The 24,889-nt window shown below is 63.4% G+C and carries 22 protein-coding genes, 1 tRNA gene and 1 pseudogene; 14 read left to right on the plus strand and 10 right to left on the minus strand.

Annotated elements, in window-relative coordinates; genetic code table 11:
- Positions 1-1,313, minus strand: a 1,313-nt coding sequence (locus OHD58_RS08495) for a hypothetical protein (RefSeq protein ID WP_263802767.1), incomplete at its 3' end; no start/stop codon positions are given.
- A gap of 399 nt (positions 1,314-1,712) precedes the next feature.
- Here OHD58_RS08495 and OHD58_RS08500 point away from each other — a divergent pair.
- Both OHD58_RS08500 and OHD58_RS08505 read left to right on the plus strand, forming a co-directional pair.
- A complete protein-coding gene (locus OHD58_RS08500; RefSeq protein WP_263803613.1) occupies positions 1,713-2,534 on the plus strand; it encodes a hypothetical protein in 822 nt (273 codons plus the stop codon).
- Positions 2,480-2,944 (plus strand): annotated as a pseudogene (locus OHD58_RS08505) (integrase core domain-containing protein); the annotation flags it as partial. The gene OHD58_RS08500 and the pseudogene OHD58_RS08505, both read left to right, overlap by 55 nt.
- Before the next feature lie 44 nt (positions 2,945-2,988).
- Here OHD58_RS08505 and OHD58_RS08510 read toward each other — a convergent pair.
- Positions 2,989-3,065: transfer RNA gene (locus tag OHD58_RS08510), tRNA-Pro, on the minus strand.
- 207 nt (positions 3,066-3,272) lie between these two features.
- Between OHD58_RS08510 and OHD58_RS08515 the strand changes: the two genes are divergently transcribed.
- The 3 genes from OHD58_RS08515 to OHD58_RS08525 all read left to right on the plus strand — a co-directional run bounded on the left by OHD58_RS08515 (position 3,273) and on the right by OHD58_RS08525 (position 7,446).
- Positions 3,273-4,793: a phosphomannomutase/phosphoglucomutase gene (locus tag OHD58_RS08515; protein WP_263802768.1), complete on the plus strand. Its 1,521-nt coding sequence runs from the start codon at positions 3,273-3,275 to the stop codon at positions 4,791-4,793.
- Positions 4,794-4,807: 14 nt separating this feature from the next.
- Complete coding sequence (locus OHD58_RS08520) at positions 4,808-7,054, plus strand: mannose-1-phosphate guanylyltransferase/mannose-6-phosphate isomerase (RefSeq protein WP_263802769.1); 2,247 nt, start codon at positions 4,808-4,810, stop codon at positions 7,052-7,054.
- Between the two features lie 95 nt (positions 7,055-7,149).
- A complete protein-coding gene (locus OHD58_RS08525; RefSeq protein WP_263802770.1) occupies positions 7,150-7,446 on the plus strand; it encodes a hypothetical protein in 297 nt (98 codons plus the stop codon).
- Between the two features lie 97 nt (positions 7,447-7,543).
- Here the strand turns inward: OHD58_RS08525 and OHD58_RS08530 are convergent, their stop codons facing one another.
- Together OHD58_RS08530 and OHD58_RS08535 are read right to left on the minus strand one after the other, a co-directional pair.
- Positions 7,544-8,257: a haloacid dehalogenase type II gene (locus tag OHD58_RS08530; RefSeq protein WP_263802771.1), complete on the minus strand. Its 714-nt coding sequence runs from the start codon at positions 8,255-8,257 to the stop codon at positions 7,544-7,546.
- Positions 8,258-8,371: 114 nt separating this feature from the next.
- Positions 8,372-8,770, minus strand: a complete 399-nt coding sequence (locus OHD58_RS08535; protein ID WP_263802772.1) for a RidA family protein — start codon at positions 8,768-8,770, stop codon at positions 8,372-8,374.
- A 252-nt stretch (positions 8,771-9,022) separates the two neighbouring features.
- Between OHD58_RS08535 and OHD58_RS08540 the strand changes: the two genes are divergently transcribed.
- The 3 genes from OHD58_RS08540 to OHD58_RS08550 all read left to right on the plus strand — a co-directional run bounded on the left by OHD58_RS08540 (position 9,023) and on the right by OHD58_RS08550 (position 11,498).
- Positions 9,023-9,814: a DUF899 domain-containing protein gene (locus OHD58_RS08540; protein ID WP_263802773.1), complete on the plus strand. Its 792-nt coding sequence runs from the start codon at positions 9,023-9,025 to the stop codon at positions 9,812-9,814.
- Positions 9,815-9,947: 133 nt separating this feature from the next.
- Complete coding sequence (locus OHD58_RS08545) at positions 9,948-10,694, plus strand: DUF899 domain-containing protein (RefSeq protein ID WP_263802774.1); 747 nt, start codon at positions 9,948-9,950, stop codon at positions 10,692-10,694.
- A 147-nt stretch (positions 10,695-10,841) separates the two neighbouring features.
- A complete protein-coding gene (locus OHD58_RS08550) occupies positions 10,842-11,498 on the plus strand; it encodes a hypothetical protein (protein ID WP_263802775.1) in 657 nt (218 codons plus the stop codon).
- Here OHD58_RS08550 and betB read toward each other — a convergent pair.
- The 4 genes from betB to betI form a co-directional block, all read right to left on the minus strand.
- Complete coding sequence (gene betB, locus OHD58_RS08555; protein WP_263802776.1) at positions 11,495-12,958, minus strand: betaine-aldehyde dehydrogenase; 1,464 nt, start codon at positions 12,956-12,958, stop codon at positions 11,495-11,497. The genes OHD58_RS08550 and betB overlap by 4 nt on opposite strands.
- Positions 12,959-13,108: 150 nt before the next feature.
- The gene (gene betA, locus OHD58_RS08560) at positions 13,109-14,758 is read right to left on the minus strand and encodes a choline dehydrogenase (protein WP_263802777.1); all 1,650 of its coding nucleotides are present in this window, start codon (positions 14,756-14,758) and stop codon (positions 13,109-13,111) included.
- A gap of 5 nt (positions 14,759-14,763) precedes the next feature.
- Positions 14,764-16,290, minus strand: coding sequence for a choline-sulfatase (gene betC / locus OHD58_RS08565; protein ID WP_263802779.1), 1,527 nt, complete (start codon positions 16,288-16,290; stop codon positions 14,764-14,766).
- On the minus strand, positions 16,287-16,874 hold the full coding sequence (gene betI / locus OHD58_RS08570) for a transcriptional regulator BetI (RefSeq protein ID WP_263802781.1): 588 nt from the start codon (positions 16,872-16,874) through the stop codon (positions 16,287-16,289). The genes betC and betI overlap by 4 nt, the downstream gene beginning before the upstream one ends.
- A 419-nt stretch (positions 16,875-17,293) precedes the next feature.
- Between betI and OHD58_RS08575 the strand changes: the two genes are divergently transcribed.
- The 4 genes from OHD58_RS08575 to OHD58_RS08590 all read left to right on the plus strand — a co-directional run bounded on the left by OHD58_RS08575 (position 17,294) and on the right by OHD58_RS08590 (position 21,016).
- Positions 17,294-18,091, plus strand: a complete 798-nt coding sequence (locus OHD58_RS08575) for a hypothetical protein (protein ID WP_263802782.1) — start codon at positions 17,294-17,296, stop codon at positions 18,089-18,091.
- A 418-nt stretch (positions 18,092-18,509) separates the two neighbouring features.
- Positions 18,510-19,676, plus strand: a complete 1,167-nt coding sequence (locus OHD58_RS08580) for an acetyl-CoA acetyltransferase (RefSeq protein WP_263802784.1) — start codon at positions 18,510-18,512, stop codon at positions 19,674-19,676.
- Complete coding sequence (locus OHD58_RS08585) at positions 19,673-20,416, plus strand: SDR family NAD(P)-dependent oxidoreductase (protein WP_263802785.1); 744 nt, start codon at positions 19,673-19,675, stop codon at positions 20,414-20,416. The genes OHD58_RS08580 and OHD58_RS08585 overlap by 4 nt, the downstream gene beginning before the upstream one ends.
- Before the next feature lie 102 nt (positions 20,417-20,518).
- Positions 20,519-21,016, plus strand: coding sequence for a hypothetical protein (locus OHD58_RS08590; RefSeq protein ID WP_263802786.1), 498 nt, complete (start codon positions 20,519-20,521; stop codon positions 21,014-21,016).
- A 6-nt stretch (positions 21,017-21,022) separates the two neighbouring features.
- Here OHD58_RS08590 and OHD58_RS08595 read toward each other — a convergent pair whose 3' ends face one another.
- Complete coding sequence (locus tag OHD58_RS08595; protein ID WP_263802787.1) at positions 21,023-21,772, minus strand: DUF3750 domain-containing protein; 750 nt, start codon at positions 21,770-21,772, stop codon at positions 21,023-21,025.
- 77 nt (positions 21,773-21,849) lie between these two features.
- On the opposite strand from OHD58_RS08595, the gene OHD58_RS08600 reads away from it, so the two are divergent.
- The gene (locus tag OHD58_RS08600; RefSeq protein WP_263802789.1) at positions 21,850-22,854 is read left to right on the plus strand and encodes an asparaginase; all 1,005 of its coding nucleotides are present in this window, start codon (positions 21,850-21,852) and stop codon (positions 22,852-22,854) included.
- 33 nt (positions 22,855-22,887) lie between these two features.
- Here the strand turns inward: OHD58_RS08600 and OHD58_RS08605 are convergent, their stop codons facing one another.
- Positions 22,888-24,267, minus strand: a complete 1,380-nt coding sequence (locus tag OHD58_RS08605; protein ID WP_263802790.1) for a TIGR03808 family TAT-translocated repetitive protein — start codon at positions 24,265-24,267, stop codon at positions 22,888-22,890.
- Between the two features lie 118 nt (positions 24,268-24,385).
- On the opposite strand from OHD58_RS08605, the gene OHD58_RS08610 reads away from it, so the two are divergent.
- Positions 24,386-24,874, plus strand: a complete 489-nt coding sequence (locus tag OHD58_RS08610; RefSeq protein ID WP_263802791.1) for a GreA/GreB family elongation factor — start codon at positions 24,386-24,388, stop codon at positions 24,872-24,874.
- The last annotated feature ends 15 nt before the right edge of the window (positions 24,875-24,889 follow it).

The raw sequence follows: 24,889 nt of genomic DNA on the forward strand, positions 1-24,889 counted from the left end.
CCGCTCTGGATGACGAGATCCGGGGCGTTCGATGGCGTGATGCTGGCGGAAATCGTAACCAAGCCCGCCTGGGCGCTGCCTATCGTCAGGTTTGGCGTGAAGATGCGATCGAGCTCGGCGTCGGAGAGTTCCAGCGCGAAGGCGCCGTCGGTCACGCTGCCGACATCGATAGCCCAGCCAGCGGTGGCGGGTCGCAAGACCACCTGGCCGCTGGGGGCGGAGATGCCGGAGGCCGCGCCGACCAAGATCCGGTCGGCGTTGGCGATCACATCACCGCTACTGGAGCCGGCCGCGAATGAGCCCGGAGCGTTCACCGTCAGGGTACCGCCGGGGCCGGTGGTGAGAATGAGGTCGGCTCCGCCTGTGCCGGACGCGGTGATCGAGGCGCTGGTGCCCGCAACGTTGAGCACACCGATGTCACGCCCAGCGGTGACCGTCAGATTGCCGCCGGTATCGAGGCCGAAGTTGTCGGACAGGATATCGGCGAAGCCGTCGATCAGAACGTCGCGGCCGGCGTTGATGGTGACCGCCCCGCTGCCGATCACGTCATTGTTGAAATCGGCGCCGATGGTGCCGAACTGGACATCGCGGCCGGCGGTGACATTAATGCTCCCGCGTGGCGCCGTGATCGCACCATTGTCGACATTGCCGATGATGTCGGAGTTGGCGCCGATGGCGGTCAGGGTGACGTTGCCGGACGTGCTGCCGCCACGAACCACTTCGGCGGCGGTGACCGAGTTTGCTTCGGAGAGGAAGATGCTTCCCAGCGTGGTGAAGTTGATGTCGCCGGAGGTGCCGACGTCCAGGCCGTCGACGTCCGCGCTGACGCCGCCGATCTGCACGCTGCCGAAGTTGCTGACATTGATGCCACCGGTGGTGGTCTCCGCCTCGAACAGGCTCGTCCGAGTCTCGATCGCATTGCCGGCGCCGATCCCGGTCGCGGCGCTCATGATCAGAGCGCCTGCCACAATGTCGGCGCCGGCGTCGGCGCCGCCTTCGCCGATCGCCCCGTTCGAGACGAGGGTGACAGCGCCCGTCGTGTCGACTCTGTTCATTGCGATCGAGTCTGGCGTCTGCGCCGCATCGGTGAGGCTGCCGAGGGTGAAGTTCGCCGCGCCGAGCGAGTCGGTAAAATCTATGTTGAGGTTTACGCCGGGGGTGGAGACCGTGAAGATCAGCGCGTCGGCCGGATGCCCGAAGGTGAAGATGACGACGTCGTTGCCGTCGCGAATGTCCGAAATGTTGTCGCCGGGTGTGCCGTTGTCATTAATGGTGTAGTTGCCGGGCTGTATGAAGATCAACGAAAGTGGCATGTCGTCCCCCTTTACTGGCATACCGGAAGTTTAATGGTGCCGCGTCGGATTCTTTCGTCAATATGCCTTACAACGCGAATGAATTGTTCGCAGGATTCGCCGCAGTGCTTCAATAAGATTTCCGCTCCCGCTCAAAGAAATTAATTCAATCCGATATGCACAGCAAGTCGAAGCATACTTGCGGCAAAGTAGTCTCTACAGCGAGCGGTCTGCGCAACCGCAAACAGAGACGGTAATGTTGCACAAGCTTGCTGATATTGAGCCGGCTCCCGATCGATCGCCCTCGAGACACTGCATATGGCAGGCGTGTCGAGAAGTGGTTACGGAAACGCGCGGCGGCGTGTCGATCCGCCCGATGGCCGGGCTTGCAATTCCGTTGCGCATTGCGACATTGAGTGCATGAGCACGCCCGCACAACCAGTGCGCCTGGTCCGTCCCGAAAAGAAACGGCGCCGAATACCGGTGGCGGTCATCATGGCGCTGAGCTTCGGCACGCTGGTATTGCTGTCGGTCGGCGGCGTGCTGGCGCTGTCAGTCGGCGCCAATGTCCGCAACACCTTCGACCTGCTCGGCGCCCAGTCGACGCTCTTGATCGATGCGATGGAGGATTCGCTGCGCGCCGAGATGGGGCGCGCCGAGAGCGCGGTGGACGGTGTCGCGAAACTCTATGCCCAGGGCGAGTTCCAGATCGACGGCGAGGAGATGTCGGCAGCGCTTGCCGGTGCGCTGGCGGCAGCGCCAGGGGTGAATGCGATGCTGGTCTGCACGCCCGATCTTATCTGCAGGGGAGCGGCGGTTGCCGGAGAGGACAACGCCGAGTATCCCGCCGGAACGATCCGGAAACTCCCCACCGAGACCGCGAAATCGCCGGAGGTCCGCGCCGTCCTCGAAGAGCGGAAGCAAGTCGGTGGACGCCGGTGGGGCGCCTTCGTGGCCAACGAATACGGCCTGTTCGCCAATGTCTCGGCGCCGCTCGCGCGCGACGGCGCCACGAAGGCCTGGGTGATCGCCGCGGTCGAATTAAAAAATCTGTCCAAGATCACGCAGGAACTGTCGTCGCGCTTCGGCACGCATGCGTTCATTCTGGATGGCGGCGGATCCATCCTGGCGGACCAGCGGCTGGCCGATCCGGACGCGCTGAAGAACGGCATCCTGCCGCTGATCGCAAACCTGGAAGCCCGCACCAGAATGGCCGCCACGAGCGCATGCACCGGACCCTGAAGACCGAAACCACGCGCCCGGCCGGCGCCAACAGCCTCCAGCAGCAGGCCAGATTCGATGCTTTCGTGGCCGAATTCAACACCGAACGCCCGCATGAGGCGCTCGCCATGAAGACCCCGGCCGAGGTCTACACGCCCGCCTCCAGAGCCTATGAGGGGCTGCCGGAACTGCAATATCCCTTCCACGACCGCGACATCATCGTCACCACCTGCGACCGCATCTGCATGATGAGAAAGAAGATCAATATCTCGCACGTGCTCGCCGGCCAGAAGCTCGGCATCAAAGAAGTCGACGACGGCATTTGGCTCGTCTCCTTCATGCGCTATGATCTCGGATATATCGACCTGGAGCAGAGGACCTTGCAGACTATCGACAATCCGTTCGGCACGAGATTGTCACCCATGTCTTAGGTACAAACTGTTACCTATGTCTCCGGGTCGTACATTGATTTTTCTGGTCGGAGTGGCAGGATTTGAACCTGCGACCCCATCGTCCCGAACGATGTGCGCTACCAGGCTGCGCTACACTCCGCGACCAGACCGCGGGCTTATAGCCGCCGCCCATCGTTCCCGCAAGCGCCAAAGGACGATCATCGCGCCAAAAAACATGCTTCGTCGAAGTGCCTGATTTGCTTTTCCCTTTACGCTGTCGCAAAGCGGCTCCGGATCGTTTAATGCAGCGGTAAATCGTTTGCGGCTACTGTCCGGTCGCAGATTCCGCTTGTGGAGAGTTTCTTCCGTGACGTTGAAGCCTGTCGGCGATGCCAAGCCGAACACTTTTGCCTTCGAGACCAGCGCGCTGGTGAAGCCGTCCGGCTTTCGCGAGTACGATGCGCGCTGGTGGTTCGGCCACGCCGGTTCGGCCAAGGAGCCGGAGCTTAACCTGATGGGTGTGCAGGCGCTCGGCATGGGGCTCGGCACATTGATCCGCCGGCTCGGTGCCGGACCCGACATCGTCACTGGCCACGATTTCCGCAGCTATTCGATGGCGATCAAGCTGGCCATGGTGTCGGGATTGATGGCTGCCGGCGCCAGGGTCAGGGATGTCGGCTTGGCGCTGTCGCCAATGGCTTATTTCGCGCAGTTCGCCCTCGACACGCCGTCGGTCGCCATGGTGACGGCCTCGCACAACGAAAACGGCTGGACCGGCGTCAAGATGGGCTGCCAGCGGCCGTTGACCTTCGGGCCGGAGGAGATGAGCGCGCTGAAGGATATCGTGCTCGCCGGCGATTTCGATCTCGTCGGCGTCGGCTCGTATGAATTCGTGCCGGGCTTCCGCGAAACCTACATTGACGATCTCACTTCCGGAAAAAAGCTGAAGCGCCGGCTGAAGGTGGTGGCGGCGTGCGGCAATGGCACGGCCGGCGCATTTGCGCCGCAGGTGCTCGAGCGCATCGGTTGCGAGGTCATCCCGCTCGACATCGAACTCGATCACAGTTTTCCGAACTACAATCCCAACCCCGAAGACATGCGGATGCTGCATGCCATTCGCGATCATGTGCTGGAGACGGGCGCCGACATCGGGCTGGGTTTCGACGGCGATGGCGACCGCTGTGGCGTCGTCGACAATGAAGGCAACGAGATTTTCGCCGACAAGGTCGGTGTCATGCTCGCCCGCGATATCTCGACCCTGCATCCCGGGTCGAAATTCGTCGTCGACGTGAAGTCGACCGGCCTTTTCAACACCGACCCGGTGCTGATGAAGAACCGTGCGGTGACGGATTACTGGAAGACCGGCCATTCCTACATCAAGCGCCGCGTCGCCGAACTCGGCGCCATCGCCGGCTTCGAGAAATCCGGGCACTTCTTCTTCAACCCGCCGATCGGCCGCGGCTACGATGACGGGCTGGTAACGGCGATCGCCGTATGCGAGATGCTCGACCGCAACCCTGGAAAGACCATGGCCGACCTTTACCGCGACCTGCCCCTGACCTATGGCACGCCGACGATGTCGCCGCATTGCGGTGACGAGGTGAAATATGGCGTGGTCGACAAGGTGGTGGCGGATTTCCGGAAGATGCAGACGGACGGGCAACTCCTCGCCGGCCAGCCGATCGCCGATCTGGTGACGGTCAACGGCGTGCGCGTCGTCGCCGAGGACGGCACCTGGGGTCTGGTGCGCGCGTCGTCGAACAAGCCGGAACTGGTCGTGGTCGTCGAAAGCCCTGTCTCGGCGGAGCGTCGGCGTGCAATGTTCGAGGCGGTCGATGCCGTGCTCCGGAAAAATCCGGAAGTCGGCGCCTACAACCAGACATTCTGATAGGCAGCGGGCAGATGGCAGAGCGCATCGTCAGTTTCGTCATGAGCGGCGGCGTCGGCTCGAGGCTGTGGCCGCTGTCGCGCGAGGACAATCCGAAGCAGTTCCACGATCTCTCCGGCGATGGCTCCATGCTGGTCAAGACGCTGCGCCGGCTGAAGGCGCGGCCGGAAGGCGAGACGCCGATCTATCTGATCGCTTCCGAGCGCCATGCCGACCGCGTGCGCACCGACATCGCCTCGCTCGACCTCAACGGCGGCGGCGCAATCTTCGAGCCGGTCGGCCGCAACACCGCCGCCGCGGTGGCCGTTGCCACATTGCAGTCGATCGCCGCCTATGGCGACGACGCGCTGGTGCTGGTGGTGCCGTCCGACCATGAGATTTCCACCGACCGCCAGTTCTGGGAAACGGTCGAAAAGGGTGCTCCGGCAGCGGCTGAAGGTCGCTTGGTCGTCTTCGGCATCAAGCCGACGCAGCCGGAGACCGGCTACGGCTACATCGAAGTCGCTTCCGGCGGCGGAGACGTGCGCACCGTATCGCGTTTCGTCGAAAAGCCGGACCTGGAGACGGCGAAATCTTATCTCGCCGCCGGCACCTTCTTCTGGAACACCGGCATCTTCCTGTTCCGTGCCGGCGCGATGCGCGAGGCCTTCGAAAAGTTCCAGCCGGAGATCTGGAAGACATCGGCCGAGGCCTTCAGCCACGCCGTCGGCGATGTGTCGGGTCTCTATATGTCGCTCGACCTCTATTCCGCCATCCCGTCGATTTCCGTCGACTATGCGATCGCCGAGCGGGTGTCCGACATCGCCATGGTTCCGGCGGGCTTCCGCTGGAACGATCTCGGCTCCTGGCAATCGCTGCTCGACGTCAGCCCGTCCGACAAGGAAGGCAACGTCGTCGTCGGCGATGTCGTCGCCATCGACTGCGAGAATTCCTATCTGCGCAGCGAGGGGCGCCTGCTCTCGGCGATCGGCCTGAAGGACGTCGCCATCGTCTCGACGCCGGACGCCACTTTCGTCGCGCCGGTCAGCCACAGCCAGAACGTCAAGAAGATCGTCGAGCAGCTCGAAAAGAGCGGCCGGCTGGAGACGAAATTCACCCCCGCGCACGACCGCGTCATCGTCAGCGGCGGCTGGCGCAAGCGCGTCGGCCACTGGCTGTTCGAGGAAACCTTGCCGCTGTGGTCGACGGCGGGTGTCGACGAGGTGCATGGCGGCTTCCACGAGGCGCTCGGCTTCGACGGCCGCGCGCTGAAGAAGCCGAAGCGCATGCGCACCATGGCGCGACAGATCTATGCCTTTGCGGTGGCCAAGGAGCGCGGCTGGACCGGTCCTGCCGAGCGACTGATAGACCACGGCATCGGCTTCATCGCGAAGAACGGCCGCACCGACCGCGGCGGCTGGGTGCGCACGCTGAATGTCGACGGTTCGGTCGCCGATCCGGTCGAGGATGCCTACGACCATTCCTGCGTGCTTCTGGCGCTGGCCCACGCGCACCGGTCCGGCCATCCGCATGCCTTGCAACTCGCCGAAGAAACCTTCCGTTTCCTCGACGCGCATCTGGAAGACGCACGCCTGACCGGTTTCCTGGAGACGCCGGACGGGGAGGGGGTGCGGCGTTCCAACCCGCATATGCACCTTCTGGAAGCATTCCTCGCATGGCACACGGTCACCGGCGATCGCGTCTATCTGCGCCGTGCGGCCCGCATCATCGACCTTTTCCGCAGCCATTTCTTCGATGCCGAAAGCTGGACGCTGGGAGAGTTCTTCGACCGCGACTGGAAGCCGGCGGCGGGTGCGGAGGGCGACTGGACCGAGCCCGGCCATCATTTCGAATGGGCGTCCCTGCTGGTCGATTTCGCGGCCAAGAGCGGCCAGAAGGACCTGATCGTCTTTGCCCGCAAGCTTTATGCCTCGGCCATCGCCAACGGCCTCAACCGCGCCACCGGCCTCGCCTATGCTGCGGTGTCGCGCCACGGCCTGCCGCTGGAAGGCGTGTCACGCAGCTGGCCGCAGTCGGAGGCGGTCAAGGCCGCGATCGCCCTCGACGGCACCGGCGGCCCGGACCTGAAGCCCGAGATCGAGGCGCGCGTCGGCCGCCTGTTCCGCTGGCACATCGACCCCGCGCCCCAGGGCCTGTGGATCGACCAGATCGACGAGCGCGGTCGCTCGCTGGCGCAGGAGGTGCCGGCGTCGATCTTCTACCACCTCGTCTCGGCGCTGACGCAATATCTGGACGGGACCGAGGGCGATCCGAAAGGCTGACGCCTCGCCATCGCGTAAGCCGGCCATTCGTGCCTCTTGCCGAGCCGCCGCCGCGATGCTTTTCTGGATTGCACAGGTTCGAGGGGACGGTTGCGATGATCAGGTTTGTTATGGCCGCGGGTTTCTCGGTCGTCTCGTTCGACGCCTCGGCGGCGGTTCGTTATATGGTGCAGGGGATGACCTGTGCCGAGGTGCAGGAATCCCTGAATCGCGACGGCGTTGCGATCCTTTATCGCCAGGGGGAATCCGGCATCGCGCTCTACGATCGGTTTGTGGGCAGCGCATCCTCATGCGCTGCCGGCGAGACGGTCGCCATGCACAAGATTGCGGTGGCCGATACCGACAACTGCCGCGTCTCCAAATGCATCGAGGTTCAAAGGTTCGGCGGCTGAGCCCGGCACTGCCGCGACACCCTGTGCAGGTGGAACGGCCGAGCACGATGGCCGTCGTGGCCAGAGCGAACGATGCGGCGCGGGGCTTCGCCGAAATCTACTTCAAAATCTCGGCGAGCTCGATCAGGCCGCGTGCCGTGTAGTCCCAATCACCAGGCGGCTTGGGGTCGTCGATCTTCGACGGGTCCTGGGCATTTGTGCGAGCGACATACGCCGTCTTCAATCCGCATCGGCGCGCGGCGTCCAGGTCGTAGTCGTGGGCGGCCACCAGCATCGCCTCTTGCGGAGCCACGCCCAACAGTTCGCAGGCGCGAAGATAAACCTGTGGCATCGGCTTGTAGCCCAGGGAGACATCGGCGCCGAGGATGGTGTCCCATGGCAGCCCGGCATGTCTTGCCATGTCCACCAGAAGCCGCGTGTTCCCGTCGGACAACGGCGCGACGATGAAACGTTTCTTCAAGCTGGACAGACCTTCCACCGAATCCGGCCACGGCTTCAGGCGGTGCCAGGCAAGATTGAGGTTCTCCAGTTCCGCGCTCGGCAGGGCCGATATCGCCAATCCGAACCCCTCCAGGCACGCTTCCAGGTTCTCCCGGTTGAGCCGGTCGAGCGAAACGAACGGCCGCTTTCCCGAACGAACAGCCTCGACTGACGCGTCATAGCGCCCGACCCATGCATCGGCGAAAGTGCTGGCGTCGATGTTCGAAGCGCCATGCCGCTTCAGAAAGGAATCTGCCTCGGCCGCTATGCTGCCGCGCCAATCGACGACCGTTCCCAGAACGTCGAAGAACAACACCTGAATGGTCTTCACTAGGCTCTCCATGAGATCCGTCTGAGTTTCAGCGCTGTCCAACCGAAGTCGGATTAACAGCGGCTGTAGATGCGCCAGCGGGCAGACGCCGTGCCGGCGCGATGCATCAATCGATCAGCCCGCCTGCGGGATTCTTGCGATCACCTTGATCTCGAAGTCGAAGCCGGCCAGCCAGTTGACGCCGACCGCCGTCCAGTTCGGATAGGGCTTTTCGCCGAATGCCTTCAGGCGGATTGGGTTGACCGTCTCGAACTGTGTAGCCGGGTCGGTGTGGAAGCTGGTCACGTCGACGACGTCGTCGAAGGTGGCGCCGCCGGCCTTGAGCACCGCTTCCAGATTGTCGAAAGCGAGCTGGACTTGGCTTTTGAAATCCGGCTCTGGCGATCCGTCCTCTCGGCTGCCGACCTGGCCCGAGACGAACAGAAGGTCGCCCGAGCGGATGGCGGCCGAATAGCGGTTGATGTCGTAGAGCGCCTGGCGGCCGGCCGGGAAGATCGCGTCGCGTTTGCTCATTTTTTGCTCCTATCGATATGCGCCCCGTATGTCGGCATATCGGAACATACGCGCCGTATGTCAATGCTTGCGAGGTCCGGGATGCAGATCGTTGCGCACGCCGGCGCAATCCTCGCCAAACGCAATCCCGCCAGACTTGTTACTCCCGCCCCGTCGACCTTCGGTGCGAGAACGTCTCGCGACCGGCGGCGAAACGGATTTGCGCTTCCGCCGTTTAGGTAAGGGAATGATCCAAACGAGGAGGTTCAAGCCATGACCGCATCAGCCAGGAACGGACGCAACGGCGAACTTGCCGGCATGCAGACACCGGCGGTGGTGTCGCCTGAGGATTGGAACGACGCTTGGGAGAAGCTGCTCGTCAAGGAAAAAGCCCAGCTGCGGGCCCATGACGCGCTCGCAGCCGAGCGCCGGCGCATGCCGTGGATGGTGGTGGAGAAGGACTACAAATTCGAAGGACCCGACGGCGCCGTCAGCCTGCTCGACCTTTTCGCAGGCCGCCGCCAGCTGATTGTCTACCGCGCCTTCTACGAGCCGGGCGTGCATGGCTGGCCCGACCATGCCTGCCGCGGCTGTTCCATGGTGGCCGACCAGGTTTCCCACCTCGCCCACCTCAATGCCCGCGACACCACGCTCGTCTTCGCCTCGCGCGCGCCGCAGGCGGACATCGCGCGGCTGAAGGCCAGGATGGGCTGGGAGGAGATACCCTGGGTCACCGTCACCGACAGCTTCGACAAGGACTTCGGCGTCGACGAGTGGCACGGCCACAACGTGTTCATCCGCGACGGCGACCGGATCTTCCGTACCTACCTCATCAACAGCCGCGGCGACGAGGCGATCGGCACGGTCTGGAGCTATCTCGACATGACGCCGCTCGGACGCCAGGAGGTCTGGGAGGATTCGCCTGAAGGTTACCCCCAGACGCCGACCTACAAATGGTGGAACTGGCACGACAGCTATGTCGAAGGCGCTGCACCGGACAAGAAGTGGGTCGAGGTGTCGGACGTCGGCGAGGCGGCGTTTCGCGACAAGGACGCGAAGGCTTGATGCATGTCGCCCGAAAGTATCCTCGGTTTCGGGATGGCGACATGCATCAAATCAAGGAATCTAAGGCGCGATCGCCGAATCCCATTCGGCGCGCCGCGTCTTAGTCGTGAATTCTGGACTACGGAGATGGACGATGAAAGACCGTACGAGAAATGCTCCTGCAGCGCCAAAGGTAGTCGACCGCGCCGCGTTCCAGGCCGAACTGGATGCGTTGCGGATCCGCGAGAAGGCCCACGCGAAGGCAGGTGACGCCATCGCGGCCGCCCGCCGTCGGCTGCCCATGGTCGAGGTGGACGGCTCGACGCCGCTCGTCGGCGAAAATGGCGCGACGACCCTCTTGGACGCATTCGAGGGACGCCGCATGCTCATCGCCTATTATCTCATGTGGTTCCCGGGCAAAGCCGCGCCGGATCAGTGCGAGGGGTGCTCGCTTTACACGTCCCAGGTCCGCGAGCTTTCCTTCATCCACTCCCGCGACGTCACCTACGCCACGTTCAGCCAGGGCTCCTATGAGGAAAGCGCCCGCTACCGCGACTTCATGGGCTGGAAAATGCCCTGGTATTCGGCCGAGAAATCGCTCGAAACCCTCCTGGTCGGGCGCAAGATCGGCATGATGCACCTCGTCTGCTACCTGCGGCAGGGATCGAAGGTCTTCGAGACGTACTGGACGACGGGGCGCGGCGTCGAGGTAATGGGCAACAGCTACGCCTTGCTCGATCTGACTGCCTACGGACGGCAGGAAGGATTCGAGGATTCGCCCGACGGCTGGTTGAAGCTTTCGGAAGAGGAGCAGGGCTATCGTTTCGACGGCCGCCCCATCGTCCAGTGGCCTCGCGTCAATGCCGGTTATTCCGACGATTTGGGAACCGGCAAAAGCTGAGGGGCGGATCAGTTCAACCGGGCAGTGCTTGCCGGTTACGGTAAGATCGAATAGCTGTCGAAGCCGCATACGTCGCTTTAATCGACACGCTCGCGGTAAGCCGATAAATAATGCGGCAGCGAATTGCTGCATAAAGGCTCGTAGATCTTGGCTTCCAGCGATCAACTCGAATCGATAGATATCCCAGGGCGCCCCACGCTTCGAAAAACGTTCGGAATACCCCCGAGAAACATTCACTTTCCTTTAGTGGCTTTTGCGCGATTCGGCTGGCGTGGTATTGCGATGCTGGTCGGGATATTTGTCTTAATAGGGATCACGTTCGAGGTATTCGAATGGGCGCTTTCGGACAGATCAGGTTTATGGATACTGAAGCTTGCTGCGGCTCTTCTCATTTCGTTGGTGGCTTCGTACGGCGTAGGCCTCGCTGTAACTAGAATCCTGGATTCTGCGCGATCCGGTGCCGTTCTGATCATTGACGGCGAGGGGGTGATGGATACGCGTCAGCTTCGGACTATCTTGCGATGGGCAGACGTAAAGGCCATCAGCTTCTGGGGCGGTGGTCGAGGCGACTTGATGGTAGTGTTCAAGTTGCGAGCCCCGATTTTGATCAAATACAATCCGTTTCGCATGGGGCATGGGTTCCGGCGGGCGCCCATCGATGAGCTTTATGTTTTGGTTTCCGGGTTGGACAAAGACGAGGACGTCATTGTCGGCGTGATAGAAACCATGGTCGTCCGAAATGACGGTTCCGTGGTGCCGAATGTGGGTGCGCCGTGGGAGCCACCCCAAAAGATTGTATCCTAATACGGGCTCTGCACGTCTCCCGTCTCCACATAGACGGTTTTCACCTGCGAGTAGTGGCTGAGCGCCGCCAGCGCGTTCTCGCGCCCGATGCCGGACTGCTTGTAGCCGCCGAACGGCACTTCCACCGGCGTCAGATTGTAGGCGTTGATCCAGCAGGTTCCCGCCTGCAATTCGCCGATCACGCGGTGGGCGCGCGGCAGGTCGCGGGTGAAGACGCCGGCCGCCAGCCCGAACTCCGTGTCGTTGGCTCGCGCGATCACCTCGTCCTCGTCGGCGAATGACAAAATGCTCATCACCGGCCCGAAGATCTCTTCCCGCGCGATCCGCATGTCGTCGGTTACGCCGGTGAAGATCGTAGGCTCGACGAAGAAGCCGCCTTCGAAGCCCTGCAGCGACGGCACCTTGCCGCCATGATGCAGCACGGCGCCCTCGGTCTTGCCGGCCTCGATGTAGCCGGTGACCTTCTCGTGCTGCGCCTTGTTGATCAGCGGCCCCATCTGCGTGTCCGGGTCGAGTGGATCGCCGATGCGGATCGCCTTGGTGCGCTCGGTCAGCCGGTCGAGGAAGCGGTCGAAAATGCCGTGCTGCACGAAAACGCGGGTACCGTTGGAGCAAACCTGGCCGGTCGAGTAGAAATTGCCGAGCATGGCGCCGCCGACGGCGTTTTCAACGTCCGCGTCGTCGAAGACGATCAGCGGCGACTTGCCGCCAAGCTCCATCGTCGCGTGCTTCATCAGCGATCCAGCGATGCCCAGAACACGCTTGCCGGTGCCGACCGACCCGGTCAGCGACACCTTCGCCACGCCGGGATGCGAAACCAGCGCGCCGCCGACATCGCCATAGCCCTGCACGACGTTGAACAGCCCGTCCGGCAGTCCGGCCTCGGAGTAGATTTCCGCCAGCGCCAGCGCCGAAAGCGGCGTGTTCTCCGAAGGCTTGAACACCATGGCGTTGCCCATGGCGAGCGCCGGCGCCGATTTCCAGCCGGCCACCTGGATCGGATAGTTCCAGGCGCCGATGCCGACGCAGACGCCGAGCGCCTCGCGCCTGGTGTAGGCGAACGGTCCGCCGAGGTCGACGTAATCGCCGTTATAGGTCGCGATCGCGCCGGCGAAGTATTCGATCGCATCGGCGGCCGAGGCCGCGTCCGCCACCAGCGTCTCCTGGATCGCCTTGCCGGTGTCCAGTGTCTCCAGTCGCGCCAGTTGCGCGTTGCGCTCGCGCAAAAGGTCGGCCGCCTTGCGCAGGATGCGCCCGCGCTCCACCGGCTTCAGCCGCGCCCAGGCCGGCTGCGCCTCGCGCGCCGCCTCGACCGCCAGCTCTACGATGTTGGGCGTCGCCGAATGCAGTGTCGCGATCTCCTCGCCGGTCGCCGGATAGATCACCGGAAGTACCGCACCCTGTTCGTCCTCGACGAAGCGGCCGTTGATATAGTGCGAGGCGATCGGCTGGACTTTCATCAGGTTACCTCATCCATCGAATGCAAACGCTGCCCCTCACCCTCTCCCCGCAAGGACGGGGAGAGGGGATCGCCGACGTGGCCGCTTCTTTCCTCTCCCCGTTCTTACGGGGAGAGGATGCCGGCAGGCAGGTGAGGGACAGCGCAAACGTCACCGGTCACTCACCCGCCAGCGCGGATTGATCCAGGGTTCCTGGTTGGACGGCGCCAGCGGCTGCTTGCCGAGGATATGGTCGGCCGCCTTCTCGCCGGTCATGACCGACGGTCCGTTGAGATTGCCGTTGGTGATCCGCGGGAAGATCGACGAGTCGGCGACCCGCAAGCCCTCCACGCCGATCACCCGGCATTCCGGATCGACCACGCTGTGCTCATCGTCCGCGCGTCCCATCCGGCAGGTCCCGCAGGGATGGAAGGCGCTCTCCGCGTGTTCGCGGATGAAGGCGTCGAGCTCATCGTCGCTCTGCACATCCTTGCCCGGCGAGATCTCCCGGCCGCGATAGGGGTCGAACGCCTGCTGCCCGAAAATCTCCCGCGTCAGCCTTATGCAGTGGCGAAAATCAGCCCAGTCGTCCGCGTGCGACATGTAGTTGAAGCGGATCGCCGGCTTCTCCCGCGGGTCAGCCGATCTCAGCGTAACCGAACCGCGCGACTTCGACCGCATCGGCCCGACATGCGCCTGGAAGCCGTGCGACTTCGCCGCCGCCTTCCCGTCGTAGCGGATCGCTGCCGGCAGGAAGTGATACTGGATGTCGGGATAGTCGACACCTGGCTTCGAGCGCACGAAGGCGGCGCTCTCGAAATGGTTGGTGGCGCCGAGCCCGCTCTTGAACAACAGCCACTCTGCGCCGATCAGCGCCTTGGAGAAAAGATTGAGCTTGGAATAGAGCGTGATCGGCAGGATGGATTCCTGCTGGATATAGAGCTCCATGTGGTCCTGCAAATTCCGCCCGACGCCCTGCCGGTCGGCGACCACGTCGATGCCGTGCTCCTTGAGATGCGCCGCCGGCCCGATGCCCGACAGCATCAGAAGCTTCGGCGAGTTGATCGACGAGGCGGCGATGATCACCTCACGTTTTGCCTTAACGACTTGAATCTGTTTGCGAGCTTCGAACTCGACGCCGACAGCGCGTTGATTCTCGATCACCACCCGCCGCGCGAAGCCGTTGACGAGACTCACGTTTTGCCGTTTCAGCGCTGGCCGCAGATAGGCGTTGGCGACAGACCAGCGGCGGCCGTGATGGATGGTCTGCTCCATCACCCCGAAACCTTCCTGCTTGGAACCGTTGTAGTCCGGCGTCGTCTCGAAGCCGGCCTGCCGCCCCGCCTCGACGAAAGCCTTGTAGAGCGGGTTGCGCTGCTTGCCTGGACGCACATGCAGCGGACCGTCGGTGCCGCGCCAGCCATCCTCGCCGCCATGCGCGGTTTCCATGCGCTTGAAGTAGGGCAGCACGTCGGCATAAGCCCAGCCCGCCGCGCCCTCGTCTGCCCAGTGGTCGAAGTCATGGGCGTGGCCGCGCACATAGACCATGCCGTTGATCGACGACGAGCCGCCCAGCACCTTGCCGCGCGGCGTCACCAGGCGACGGCCGCCCAGATGCGGCTCCGGCTCGCTGGAAAAGCCCCAGTCGTAGCGGCTCATGTTCATCGGGAACGAAAGCGCCGCCGGCATCTGGATGAACGGCCCGAAATCCGTGCCGCCATATTCGATGACGATCACCGAGTTCCTGCCGTCCTCCGACAGCCGGTAGGCAAGCGCTGCCCCCGCCGACCCGGAGCCGACGATGACGAAATCCGCTTCCATCGCCGTCATTCGCCGCGCGGAAAGCGTTTGCTTTCCTCCAGCGTGTCGAGGTTCATGTGGTTGCGCATGTAGCGCTCCGACGCCTTTTGCAGCGGCTGGAATTCCCAGGGGTAGTAGGCGCCGTTGCGCAGCGCCGGATAGACCACCCAGCGCCGCGCTTGGCTTTCGCGCACCGCCGCGTCGAATTTCTGCATGTCCCAGTGCGCGCGCACCTTCGCCGTGAAATCTGCGACCAAACCGGCATGATCTGGGTCCGCCGCGAGGTTCGTCAGCTCCTGCGGATCCGATTCCAGATCAAACAGTTGCGGCGGGTCGATCTCGCAGAACACGAACTTGTATGTGCCGTCGCGGATCGCCACCAGCGGCGCGTAGGAGCCTTCGGCGGCATACTCCATCAGCACCGGTTCCGCGCGCGCCGCCCCGCCGATCAGCGGCAGCAGCGACTGCCCGTCGGTCCATGGCGCGATGCCGCCGAGTTCGATCCCCGCGAGCTCGCACAGCGTCGGCAGCACGTCGAGGTTGGAGGTCGGCGCGGTGATTTTGCCCGCCTCGATGCCGGGGCCGGCGATCATCAGCGGCACGCGGGAAGAACCCTCGTAAAAGCACATCTTGAACCACAGGCCGTGCTCGCCGAGCATGTCGCCGTGGTCCGAGCAGAACAGGATCACGGTGTCGTCGAGCATCCGCGTGCGCTCCAGCACGTCGAGCAGCGCGCCCACCTTGTCGTCGAGATAAGAGATGTTGGCGAAATAACCGCGCCGCGCCCGGCGTACCTGCTCAGGCGTAATGTCGAACTTCGCGTAGTCGCTCGCCTTGTAAAGCCGTTGCGAATGCGGATCCTGGTCTTCGTAGGCGATGAAGCCGACCTCCGGCTCGAGTGCCGGGCAATCCTCGTAGAGGTCCCAGTATTTGCGCCGCGCCACATAGGGGTCGTGCGGGTGCGTGAAGGAAACCGTCAGGCACCACGGTCGGCGGTCCGCATCGGTGGAACTCCGCGCCGCCTCGAAAAGCTTCTGCTCGGCGTGGAAGGCGACCTCGTCGTCATATTCCATCTGGTTGGTCGTCTCGGCCACACCCGCGCCGCTGACCGAACCCAGATTGTGATACCACCAGTCGATGCGTTCGCCGGGCTTGCGGTAGTCCGGTGTCCAGCCGAAATCGGCGGGGTAGATGTCGGTCGTCAGCCGCTCCTCGAAACCGTGCATCTGGTCCGGGCCGACAAAATGCATCTTGCCCGACAGGCCGGTGTAGTAGCCCGCAGCGCGCAGATGGTGCGCATAGGTCGGGATGTCGGAAGCGAATTCGGCTGCGTTGTCGTAGACGCGGGTCCGCGACGGCAGTTGCCCGCTCATGAACGAGGCGCGGCCCGGCGCACAGAGCGGTGAGGCGGTATAGTTGTTGGCGAACCGCGCCGAGCGCGCCGCCAGCGCCTTCAGGTGCGGCGCATGCAGAAAATCCGCCGGCCCGTCCGGAAACAGCGTTCCGTTGAGCTGGTCGACCATGACGATGAGGATATTGGGACGAGCGGTCATCTGGCTTTCTGCTGAAGTTTGGTGGCGAGGTAGTCTTCGATGATGGCGATGGCGCTGCCGGCGTTCGGCGTGCCGTCCTTCAACGCGCGGCGGATGTAGAAGCCGTCGATCAGCGCCGCGATCGCCTCGGCGGTATGCTCGGCCTCGGCGCGCGGCAGCAGGCGGCCGAGCCCGCTCATCAGGTTGGAGTGCAGGCGCCGCGCATAGATGCGCAGCAGCCGGCGCAGTTCCGGCGCCTTCTGCGCCTCGACGTAGAAGGCGAGCCAGGCGGCGATCGTCTCCGGCTGGAACTGCTTTTCGGAAAAGTTCACGGCGATGATTGCCGAGACCCGCGCCTGGCCGCTGCCGGCGCTGCGCAACGCGGCGCGCGTGTCGCCGCCCAGTTCGGCAAGCAGGTGCCGCATGGTCGCCTGCAGCAGGTCGTCCTTGGCGCCGAAATAGTGGTGGGCCAGCGCCGACGAGACCCCGGCGCGGCCGGCGATCTCCGACATCGTCACGTCCAGCGAACCGCGCTCGCCGATCGCCGAGATCGTCGCATCGATCAGCGCCTTGCGGCGCAACGGTTCCATTCCGAGTTTTGGCATGAGTGTCCTCAGTCGGCTGGAAGCTATTTTTTATTGATCGGTCAATCAACAAAAAACTGAGGCTGCACGAGCGGTCGTTGGACATAAGCTTGCAGTCATGAATGCTTCCGACAGTCGCAACGCTTGAGGGGTGCCACCAACTTCTCCGCTTCGTCATCCTCGGGCTTGACCCGAGGATCCATGCCGGAACGTCGCGGCAGCGTGAAGCTGCGCAGGACGCTGCTCTCCGGAACAAGCGAACCCACTTTGGATGGATGAAAATCCCGCGTCTTCGGAGGGCTTTGCTCTCTCCCGAAGATTTTTTCGCAGCGATTTCAATCTCGTGCACGATTTCTGAAAAAATTCCCTCCTCCATTTTATCCACGCCCCTCCGGCCCCCCTTTATCCTTTGCCAATTCTCATTTGCGGGACGAGGCGCGATGGACAGGCAGGATCGGTGGAAGAGCGAAACGGAGCGCCATCACGCGACGCTGCTGCGCCTGCTCGCCTTTATCTTCGTCTATGCGGGGTTGGCCGACGACACGCGCGCCGCTCTGTCCGACACCCGGCGCGCCGGCCGTGCCACGGAGGCCAGCCGCGAGGCCTGGACCTTGCCCCGCCGCATTGTTCGCATGCTGCTTCCTTTGCTCCGACTGGTCGAGGCCGCGACGCGTCGCCTGATCGTCGTCCTGGCGAGCAGCTTGCCCGTCCGGGAATCGCGCGCCGCGAACTGCGGGCGCCCGGCGACGCAGCCGGCGCAAGGCGCCGGCGACGCGCCGCTCCGGATGCACGGCGGCGGGACTGCCGGTCCGTCCGGCGATGGCAAAAAGCCTGCGGCGGATGCACGGCCGCCGCTTTTCGCGCTGACCGACCGGGAGAAGCGCTACGAATGGTTCTTTTCAGGCCAGCCGCGTGGCGCGGGCTGGAAAGGTCCGCCGCCGGCCATGCCCGGCGACGATGAGCTTCCCGCCGCGGGCCTTTTGCGCCGCATAGCTGCGCTGGCGAACGCGCTCGACGATCTGCCGGCGCAGGCCGATCGCCTGGCGCGCTGGCGGCTCCGGCGTATCCAGGCCCGCGCGGCGGGCAGGCACGTTGCGCTCTCACCGCTCAGGCCCGGATCCCCTCCGGGCTCCCTGCCGCTCCGGGCTCCGAAAGAGACGCGGCGCGAGGAGCACGACCTGTTGTCCGAAACCCACACGCTCGCCCGCGCGGCACTGGCGCGCCTCGACACCTCATGACCGGGCAGGTGTCCGGCCTGCCGCTTGCCTCAATGGTCAGACGGACAAAAATCCGGGCGTGGCAAGGGAGAAACTTGTTCTGAAGAAGATGCATGCCCCTCATCCCCTGCCGGACCTTCTCCCCGTGAAGAACGGGGAGAAGGAGGCTGGCCGTAACGTTGGCGACCCCCTCCCCCCGTCCTTACGGGGAGAGGGTAAGGGTGAGGGGCATCTTACCGGAGAGGGTGAGGGGCAATTGCCGGAGGGTGGCGGTCAGCCAGAGAGGGTGCGTAGCCGGCAAGACAAGTCCGCCGGAAAGCCCATCTGCACCAATCAAAACCCCTTTACCGTCACTGGAAAACAGTTCATCCTTGAACAATATAAATCCAAAGCCTCACGCCGAATCCCGTGCTAGGCTGCCATTATTACGGAGACGAAGATGACTGCTTGTATCGTCGGATGGGCGCATTCGCGCTTCGGGAAACTCGAAGGCGAGACGCTGGAATCGCTGATCGTCGGCGTCGCTCGCGATGCCATGGAACATGCCGGCATCGGTCCCGACGACGTCGACGAGATCGTACTCGGCCATTTCAATGCCGGTTTTTCGGCGCAGGATTTTACCGCCAGCCTGGTGCTCCAGGCGGACGACCGCTTGCGTTTCAAGCCGGCCACCCGCGTCGAAAACGCTTGCGCCACCGGCTCTGCGGCGGTTCGCCAGGGCATCCGCTCGATCGATGCCAAGGCGTCGCGCATCGTTCTGGTGGTCGGCGCCGAGCAGATGACGACGACGCCCGGCCCCGAGATCGGCAAGAACCTGCTGCGCGCCTCCTATCTCCCGGAGGACGGCGATATTCCGGCAGGCTTTGCCGGTGTCTTCGGCAAGATCGCCGACGCCTATTTCCAGCGTTATGGCGACCAGTCTGACGCATTGGCAGCGATTGCCGCGAAGAACCACAAGAACGGCGTCGACAATCCCTACGCGCAGATGCGCAAGGATCTCGGCTACGATTTCTGCCGCCAGGAGAGCGAGAAGAACCCCTTCGTCGCCGGACCGCTGAAGCGCACCGATTGTTCGCTGGTCTCGGATGGCGCGGCGGCCATCGTGCTGGCCGACACGTCCACGGCGCTTTCCATGAAACGCGCCGTCGCCTTCCGCGCCAATGAGCATGTGCAGGACTTTTTGCCGATGTCGAAGCGCGACATCCTTCTGTTCGAAGGCTGCGAGCAGGGCTGGACCCGTGCGCTGAAAAACGCCGGCGTGACGCTCGACGACCTCTCCTTTGTTGAGACGCATGACTGCTTCACCATCGCCGAGCTGATCGAATACGAGGCGATGGGACTGGCCAAGCGGGGCGAGGGCGCCAAGATCGTCGCCGAGGGCCAGACCGCCAGGGATGGCCGCCTGCCGGTCAATCCATCCGGCGGCCTCAAGGCCAAGGGCCATCCCATCGGCGCCACCGGCGTTTCCATGCACGCGCTGACCGCCATGCAACTCACCGGCGAGGCCGGCGGCATCCAGGTGCCGAACGCGAAACTCGGCGGCATCTTCAACATGGGCGGTGCCGCGGTCGCCAACTACGTGTCGATCCTCGAGCGTATCAAATGAAGCATTCCGCCGTCGTCACCGGTGGCGCTTCGGGTATCGGCCTCGCGGTCGCCGAACGCCTCCTCGACGACGGTTGGCCGGTCGCCATCGTCGATGCCGACGAGGATGCCCTGGCCCGCGCCGAGGATTCCTTCTCGGAAGAAAACGCCATCTTCCTCCAGGCCGACATCACCGACGAGGAGGAGGTGGCCGACGTCTTCGACCAGACCGTCGACCGCCTCGGCCTGATCGGCGGCCTCGTCAATTCTGCCGGCATTGCGCGCGACCTTTCCGCCGAAGAAACCAGCGCCGAACTTTTTCGCGAAATCCTCGACGTCAATCTCGTCGGCACCTTCATCTGCGCCAAGGCGGCGCTTGAACGCATGGGCGCGACGCTGTCGATCGTCAATATGGGCTCTGTTTCGGGGCTGCGGGCCAATCGCGGCCGCGTCGCCTATGGCGCCTCGAAGGCGGGTGTGAAGCTGCTGTCGGAGGTGCTGGCGCTGGAATATGGCAATCGCGGCGTCCGCGTGAATTGTGTAGCACCCGGACCGATCCAGACGCCGATGATTGCCCGCCTGCATTCCGAGGAAGCCCGACGCGTCTGGCTGGGCCATGTGCCGCAGGGGCGATACGGCGAGCCGGAGGAGGTGGCGGCGGCCATCGCCTTCCTGCTGTCGCCGGAGGCAAGCTACATCAACGGCCATACTCTTGCCGTCGATGGCGGATTTCTGTCGACCGGCATTCTCGCGGATGACTGACCTCGACGGAACGGGAAAGATGTTGTGCATCAACAAGATAACGAGGGAACTCGAATCTGTTTGGAAAGCTGCTCGGCGCGGCCTGCTGACGGTGGCAAATCCATGCATCTGAAGATTTTCGCCGCCGTTTCCATCGGCTTCGCAACGCTTGGCTGTGGAGCGGCACTTGCATTCGAAAAGCCGGAGGAGGTGGGAACGGAATTCTGCGCGGCCCGCGTCAAGGACGAGGAAACCCGGGTTCGCGCGCTGCTTTCGCCGTCTCTACTGAAGGTCATCGAGGAAGCCGAAGCGCGCAACGACGCGATTGCCAAGGGAGCGCCCGGCGACAAGCCACCGCTCGGCGACGGCATTCCTTACCAGGGATTTCCCGACCTTGCGCCGGTTTGCAAGGCAGGTCCGATCAAGGAGTTGTCGGGCCGGACGGCACTCGACATCAGCTATGCTTTTCCGGACGCGCCCGACGCCGGCTGGACCGACAGGCTGCTTCTGGTCTCGACGGACAAGGGCCTGCTGATCGACGATATCCTCTATCAGATACCAGCCAACCACACCGAGCAGATCGGCCTGAGAAGCGTGCTCTTCAACGCCTTCGATCAGTAGCGAAACTCAATCAGCCGACGTGAGCGAAAGCCTGCCATAGGCGGGAATCTTGAACGCCGGGTTGAAGAGATCGAGGCCCGCGACCAGTCCGAGAAAATGGATCTCGAAACCGCTGGTGGCGCCCAGCGCAAAGCCGAACAGGCCGCCGAAAGTCGCGTGCAGGTCTTTGGTCTGCCCGGACCAGTCGAGCGAAACGATTCCCGGCGCAAAGTCACGCCCCACCGCGTTCGGCGGCATCTGGCCGCCGAAGGCCGGTACCGAGCGCATGACATAAGCTACGAAGCTGTTCGAATTAGGCCCCGGCCAGATGTGGTAGTCGCCGCGTTTCGCATAGGGGTAGGACGCTATCGCCGCATCGACCTCGGGCATCAGTTTTTCAGCCGCCGCTCCGTGAACCTCGTGGATGATCACAGGCATGTTTGAATACCAGCGGCCGTCCGCAGCATAGGCATTCTTTCTGATAGGCAGCCCCCAGCCGACCTTGTCGAACCGCTCATATTCGTCTGCGCCCTTGCGCTTCAGCACGATCCAGCAGTGGAGCGAGAATGCACCCTTGAGCCCGCCGGTGCGGGCGCCAAGCACATAGATCGCGGCGTCGCTGTCGGCACTGGCGGGCTTCAGCAGGCCGCTTCCTGTCCAGTCGGCGGAACGCCACGACGACGGGTGTTCCTGCAGTTTCCACCAGCCGGCGGTCGCCAGCGCCGGCAACAGGAAGATGATGCCGATTGCCAGAAGAAAACGCGCGACGAACCGCATTGCACGGAAATCCTTTGCCTTCACGCACCCGAGCGAATAGGTGCATCGCCAGGAAGTCCAGGCATTTTGGTGAATCCATGACCAACCCCGTCCTCGTCGAAGTTTTGCGCGGTGACATTGTCGAGAGCGTGCATCGCGGCTCGTTCGTCATCGCGGACGGCGATGGGAAATTAGCCCATGAGGTCGGTGATATCGAGATGCCGGTTTTCCCGCGCTCGGCGGTCAAGGCGATTCAGGCGCTGCCGCTGATCGAAACGGGCGCCGCCGACGCGTATGGCTTCGGCGACAAGGAGTTGGCGCTGGCTTGCGCCTCGCATTCCGGCGAGGTCCGCCATGCCGAACTGGCGAAAGCCATGCTGGCCAAAGCGGGTCTGGATGAAACCGCGCTCGAATGCGGCTCGCACTGGCCGCTGGGCCACGACGCAACGGTTGCTTTGGCCCGCACTGGATCCAGCCCGAGCCAGTTGCACAACAACTGTTCTGGCAAGCACGCGGGTTTTCTCTGCGTCTGCTGCTATGAGGGAATCGATCATCAAGGCTATGTCGGCATTGAACACAGGTTCCAGCAGCTTGTCCGTGAGACCATGGAGCAGGTCACCGGCGCGAAGCACGGTGAGGACAACGCCGCCGTCGACGGCTGCGCCATCCCGACCTATGCGGTGCCGCTGAAGAGCCTCGCCGTGGGTTTCGCAAGGATGACGACCGGAAACGGCCTCGCGCCTGAACGCGCGAAAGCCGCGAAACGCCTGATGTCGGCCTGCATGGCCGAGCCGTTTTACGTGGCCGGCACCGGCCGCGCCTGCACCAGGCTGATGGAAGCCGCGCCGGGCCGGATCTTCGTCAAGACAGGTGCCGAAGGCGTTTTCTGCGCGGCAATTCCCGAACTTGGCCTGGGTATCGCCCTGAAATGCGAGGACGGTGCAGGCCGTGCCGCCGAAATCACGATTTCGGCGATTCTGGCGGAGTTTTTCGCGAAAGACGAAGCTGTTTTCACGAAATTGAACGCACTTTCGCGGCCGGTGGTGGAAAACCGCAAGGGCGAAGCGGTTGGGGTCATGCGGCCGGTGAGTGTGCTTGGATAGAAGCTGCCTGTATCCTGACCAGTGCGCCGATGCTCAACTCACATGATTTCGCTCGACCGTCAGATTGGCGAAGCCGCTTTTCTCGAGTGACGCGAGATCGCCGGTCGCGGGTTTTGCCCAGCGATGGCCGATAATGGCGCCGTTCTTGGCGTCGTCGATCACATTGTCGGAAATGACCGCCGAGCCGGTACCTTCGACAACGGAAATGCCGATGCCGGTGCCGGACTTGCGGATGACATTGCCTGTCGCCACGACGTTGCGCATGAAAGCGCCCCAGCCGATGTTCATGCCGTAGCGCGGTGCGTTCTCGATGACATTGCCGGTGACCGCGCAATCGGCCTCGACGGAAATGCCGACACCGAATCCGGGCGGGTCGGGCTGGTAGGGGCCATCGGTCGACAGGTTGCGGATGATGTTGGCAGAACACACGCCCATGCGGCCGCCACTGTCCATGTTGACGATTGAAATGCCGTTGGCGGCGCCGTCGACGATGTTGGCATTGATAACGGCGCCTTCGAAGGCGAATTCGGCGTAGATCGCGGTTTCGCCAGAGCGCATGCAGGAGTTGCCGCCGATCTGGATGTTGCTGGAGCTGTTGGCGCGGACCGCGGAAAAAGCGCAATCCGCGATGGTGTTATTGGCGATCGCCACACTGTTGGCGCGGAAGGCATTGATGCCGTTGCCGTTCTGGCCGGTGCCGCCAGCACGCGCAAGGATGCGCTCTATGCGATTGCCGAAGATCATGGTGCCGTCATCGGCGATCTGCCAGCGATGCGCGAGGATGCCGGCGTTGCCGCAGTCGGAGACCATGTTGGTCAGAATCTGCAGCTTGCCGGCTTCGACGGAGTAGATGCCGGCGTCGGCGGCGCCGCTGATTTCGGAGCGCTCGATGCGTCCGGAGACGCGTTCGAGCGAAATTCCGTTCTTGCCACTGCCCATGATGCGGCAATTGTCGATGACGAGATGCTGGACGCGGCGAAGGTCGAGCAGCCCTTGCGCGTGGTCGCCGATCCAGCGGTTGGCGCCGTCGATGACCAGCCCGGACAATTCGATATGTTCGGCATCCTCGGCGGCAAACAGATGTCCGTCGCCACCATAGATGATGCGGGTGGCGCCTGGCACGCCGGTGAGGCGCAGATGGCGCGGCAATGTCAGGTTGGAGACGACGTAGGTGCCGGGCGGCAGGAATAAGGGCATGTCCTGGTTGCCGGCTTTTTCCAGCATGCGCGCGAAAATCCTGCTCTGGTCGTCGAGCGCGCCCGGCCGGGCGCCGAGATCCGTCGCATCGATCGAGCCGCGCATCGCCGCAGCCTGGATGCCGGGCAGGTTTGCCGCATGGACGGCGGAGGGAACCGTCAATCCCGCAACGGCGAAGCCCGCGGTCTGTCTGAGGAAACGGCGTCTGTTCAGCATTGGCACAGTTCATCCTGCTCAGGCATGAAGCTGGCAGGATTTGTGCCACAGGATCGGTGACCTTTCTGGGTCGGCTAAATGCCTTGTGCTGGGACGCCTGGGGGCCTACGTTTCCTTTATGAGCAGAGCTTTCACCCGCGAAGACGACAGCGAAAACGCCATCTCGGACATCGGCGAGCGTCCGGTCAGCCAGCATCGCAACCTTGTCACCGAAAACGGCCTCGCCGCCATCGATGCCGAAGTCGCCACGCTGCGTGCTGAACTTGGCAAGGCGGAGGCCGAAGGAAGCAGGGAACGCATCGCGCTGGTTTCACGCGATCTGCGCTACTGGAACGCCCGGCGGGAAAACGCCGAGTTGTCTGTGCCCGATCCCGACAGTTCGGTGGTGCGTTTCGGAATGAGCGTCACGATCGAAGATGATGACGGTCACAAGAACACATGGAAGATTGTCGGCGAGGATGAGGCCGATGCAGCCCACGGCAAGATTTCCCATTCCTCGCCGATGGCCATTGCATTGTTTGGCAAGTCCGTCGGCGATCTGGCCACAGTCAACGGCAGGGAATGGGAGATCGTTGAAATGACCGCGAACGGCGGTTCGCGGAGCTAAGCGTCGGTCGCTCCG

It is taken from the genome of Mesorhizobium sp. ZC-5 (genome assembly GCF_025753855.1).
Taxonomy (GTDB): Bacteria; Pseudomonadota; Alphaproteobacteria; order Rhizobiales; family Rhizobiaceae; genus Neomesorhizobium.